This is a genomic window from Candidatus Neomarinimicrobiota bacterium (assembly GCA_041862535.1).
Classification (GTDB): Bacteria; Fidelibacterota; Marinisomatia; order SCGC-AAA003-L08; family TS1B11.
Window position 1 is genome coordinate 1 of record JBGVTM010000241.1, and the last position, 3,284, is coordinate 3,284.

Genomic DNA, 3,284 nt, shown 5'->3' on the forward strand with positions numbered 1-3,284 from the left:
GGGAAATCCCGCTAGCGGATTTCAGCTGGGGTCGCCTGCAGCCGGGGATGTTATTGGAGGAGGGAGAGGCACCCTTTCCGCGGCTGGAGAAGTTGGCGGAAGCCGCCGCACCGGAGCCCATGGAAGAGGAGCCTGTAAACGTAATCACCTTCGATGACTTTCAGAAGGTGGACCTGCGGGTGGCGGAAGTGCGGGCGGCGGAGAAGGTGGCCGGGACGGAGAAGCTGCTCAAGCTGCGGATTTCGCTGGGGGCCGAGGAGCGTCAGATAGTGGCCGGCATCGCGCAGCACTATGGTCCGGGAGAGCTCATCGGCAGGCGGATTGTGGTGGTGACCAACCTGCAGCCGGTGAAGATCAGGGGCGAGGAGAGCCGGGGGATGCTGCTGGCGGCGGAAGGTAAGGACGGGCGGCTGGTACTGGCGACGGTGGATGATCCGGAAATGGAGCCAGGGCTTAAGGTGGGGTAGTCACTAGTTTCGAGTTACTAGTTTCGAGTTACTAGTTCCGAGTTTCTAGTTCCGAGTTGCGGGTGGGAGTTCTATAATTTAAAGAGTAAACGATGATGGCGACTTTTCGGAGCATAGAAGAGATTGATGCCTGGCAGAAGGCTCGTGAATTAGCGAAAGCGATCTACGCTGTGACGAGGAAAGGGACTTTTTCGAAGGATTTTGGCTTGCGCGATCAGATTCAACGGGCTAGTGTATCGGTTATGTCGAATGTAGCTGAGGGATATGAGCGGGATGGCACGAAAGAATTCATTCAGTTTCTGTCGATTGCCAAAGGCTCGGCCGGGGAAGTGAAGTCACACTTGTACGTTGCCAGGGATCAGGGATATTTGAATAAGGATGAATTCGTTGCGCTGGCAGAACTCACGGATGAAACCCGTCGGCTTATTGCCGGATTTATCTCCTACTTGAAACAATCCAGCATCAAAGGGGCCAAGTTTTAAGCATATGCCGAGAATTGACAGGCTAACAACTGTTCCCACGGAACCAGATACTTGAAACTTGAAACCTGTAACTAGATACTTCTTTTTAACAGGATGCATTTAATCGACACCCACGCGCACCTGTTTGCTGAAGACTATCAGGACAATCTGGAGGAAGTCCTCCAGCGGGCCGCTGATGCCGGTGTGGCGGCGGTCATCTGCGTGGGATTGGACCTGCCCACCTCGCGGCAGGCCGTTGCCATTGCGGAGCGATACCCGCAGGTCTGGGCCGCGGTGGGTGTGCATCCCCACGATGCCAGAGACGCCCCGCCGGAGATACTAAAGCGACTGGAGTCCCTGGCGGTCCACCACAAGGTAGTGGCCATCGGCGAGACCGGGCTGGACTACTACCGCGACCTGAGTCCCCGGGCAGTACAGCGGGCATTATTCCAGGGGCAGCTGGAGCTGGCGCGTTCACTGGGGCTGCCGGTTATTGTGCACAACCGCCGGGCCGATGACGACATTTTAGCAACGATTAACACGGTGGGGTATCCACAAGGGGTTCTGCACTGTTTCTCCTCCAGTCCGGAATTTGCCCGCCAGGCCATCGAGTTGGGTCTGTACATTTCCTTTACCGGGACGGTGACTTTCGGGAAGAGCCGGAACGCGGCGGTTCTGGAGCAGATTGGCCTGGAGCGAGTGATGGTAGAGACCGACAGCCCCTACCTGGCGCCGGTGCCGCACCGGGGCAAGACCAACGAGCCGGCTTTCGTGCGGCTGGTGGCGGAGAGGGTAGCCGCGATCTGTGGGCTGCCCCTTGAGGAGGTGGCGCGCATCACGACAGCTAACGCTAAGCGGTTGTTCAGCAGGCTGAATGTCAGCAGCGGCTAAACTGTTCTCACCTCCCCCGGCCCGCAAGCGCTGGCCCCGCTATCAGCGGGACGAGCCGCGACCCAGACGGCGCTGGGGGCAGCACTTCCTGGTTGACCCCAACCTCATCCGCAAGGTCGTGGCAACCATCGATCCGCAGCCGGAGGACACGTTCCTGGAGATAGGTCCCGGCCACGGGGAGCTGACCCTGCCGCTGGCTGAGCGAGCCGGCTCGGTGACGGCGGTGGAGATAGACCCCCTGCTGGTGGAGCCGCTCCGGGCGCTGGCCCCCTCCAACGTAACGATCATTCAGGACGACATCCTGGAGGTGGACCTGGAGGAGCTCCTGCCGACCGGGAGCCGGGTCTATGGCAGCCTTCCCTACAACATTACCTCGCCGCTGCTGTTCCGGCTGCTGGAGCACCGGGGGCGGTGGCGGGACGCGCACTTTATCGTGCAGAAGGAAGTGGCCGAGCGGATGACGGCTGCCCCCGGAGGTAAGGTCTACGGGCGGCTGTCGGTGATGGTCCAGGCGCAGGCCAGCGTGCGGCGCTGCTTCAATCTGCCCGCCAGCGTCTTCCGGCCTCGGCCGAGGGTGGACTCGACTCTGGTGCGCCTGGAGCCGCAGCAGGAGCACGGAGCTATTGCCGATGAGGAGCTGTTTGCGCAGGTAGTGCGGCTGGCTTTCGGGCAGCGCCGCAAGAAGCTGGCCAATGCGTTGAAGTCACTGGAGGCCGGGGAACTGCTGGCAGAGCTGGGGCTGGCGGATTTGAGGGCGGAGGAGGTGGCGGTGGCAGGTTATCTGGAGATTGTAAGGGAGTTATTGGCCTAACGGACTGGAGCTGGGCGGCCCGCCCCGTACCCCTCAATCATAGACCAGGAATCTCACGCAGCGAGCTTGCGATACTACTCTTTCTTTTCCCGGGCCAGAATTGATACCCGCCAAAGCCTCTCTTACCCTGCCGCCTTTCCAAGCTGGAAGTGGAAAATGCGCATTGGTTTGAACAAGCGAAAGATGGGGGCCATCCAGCGAAAGGAGTCCATCCGCGGCTCAGGCTGGTCGAAGAAGCCCCACTGGCCGAGCATGTGGATGCCCTCGCCCCAGCCTTCGAGCGCCTGGCTGCGCCAGAATCCCCAGTGCAAGAGGCCTGCAAACTTTGAGCTGGAGAGTTGGCGGTTACCCAGCCAGACGAAGAATGGCGTCCAGCCGTCGAAGACCAGCTCCGCACCGGGGAAATGGTCGCGCAGCCTGAGCACCAACGATTTGACCTGCGCTTCCATGAAGAAGACGAAGACGTTTTCGGCCAAGAACAGGAAGGGGCGCTGAGAATGCACCTTCACCGCCTCCAGCCAGGCGTCCTCGAGCACCGAGCAGCCCAGCAGATGGTAGCGTTCCCCTTCATCGCCGATGAACTTCCGACGCAGCCCGATGACCTCCGGTAAATCCAAGTCGTACCACTCCACCCGGCCGTTGTCCACCCGTTCG

The 3,284-nt window shown here is 60.4% G+C and carries 5 protein-coding genes; 4 read left to right on the forward strand and 1 reads right to left on the reverse strand.

Annotated features, from left to right (window positions below):
• The 4 genes from metG to rsmA all read left to right on the forward strand — a co-directional run.
• Positions 1-467, forward strand: a 467-nt coding sequence (gene metG / locus ACETWG_08830) for a methionine--tRNA ligase subunit beta (protein MFB0516696.1), incomplete at its 5' end; no start/stop codon positions are given.
• Between the two features lie 92 nt (positions 468-559).
• Complete coding sequence (locus tag ACETWG_08835) at positions 560-949, forward strand: four helix bundle protein (protein ID MFB0516697.1); 390 nt, start codon at positions 560-562, stop codon at positions 947-949.
• A 93-nt stretch (positions 950-1,042) separates the two neighbouring features.
• Entirely contained in the window at positions 1,043-1,819 is a 777-nt protein-coding gene (locus tag ACETWG_08840; GenBank protein MFB0516698.1) for a TatD family hydrolase, read from the forward strand.
• A complete protein-coding gene (rsmA, locus tag ACETWG_08845; protein ID MFB0516699.1) occupies positions 1,803-2,630 on the forward strand; it encodes a 16S rRNA (adenine(1518)-N(6)/adenine(1519)-N(6))-dimethyltransferase RsmA in 828 nt (275 codons plus the stop codon). The genes ACETWG_08840 and rsmA overlap by 17 nt, the downstream gene beginning before the upstream one ends.
• 122 nt (positions 2,631-2,752) lie before the next feature.
• Here the strand turns inward: rsmA and ACETWG_08850 are convergent.
• Positions 2,753-3,284: class I SAM-dependent methyltransferase (locus ACETWG_08850; protein ID MFB0516700.1), on the reverse strand; the 532-nt coding region annotated here is incomplete at its 5' end.

Excerpts from the sequence above, each read along its gene's own strand:
- ACETWG_08835 (MFB0516697.1), top strand. The coding sequence starts at position 560 with ATGATGGCGACTTTTCGGAGCATAGAAGAGATTGATGCCTGGCAGAAG.
- ACETWG_08840 (MFB0516698.1), top strand. The coding sequence starts at position 1,043 with ATGCATTTAATCGACACCCACGCGCACCTGTTTGCTGAAGACTATCAG.
- rsmA (MFB0516699.1), top strand. The coding sequence starts at position 1,803 with ATGTCAGCAGCGGCTAAACTGTTCTCACCTCCCCCGGCCCGCAAGCGC.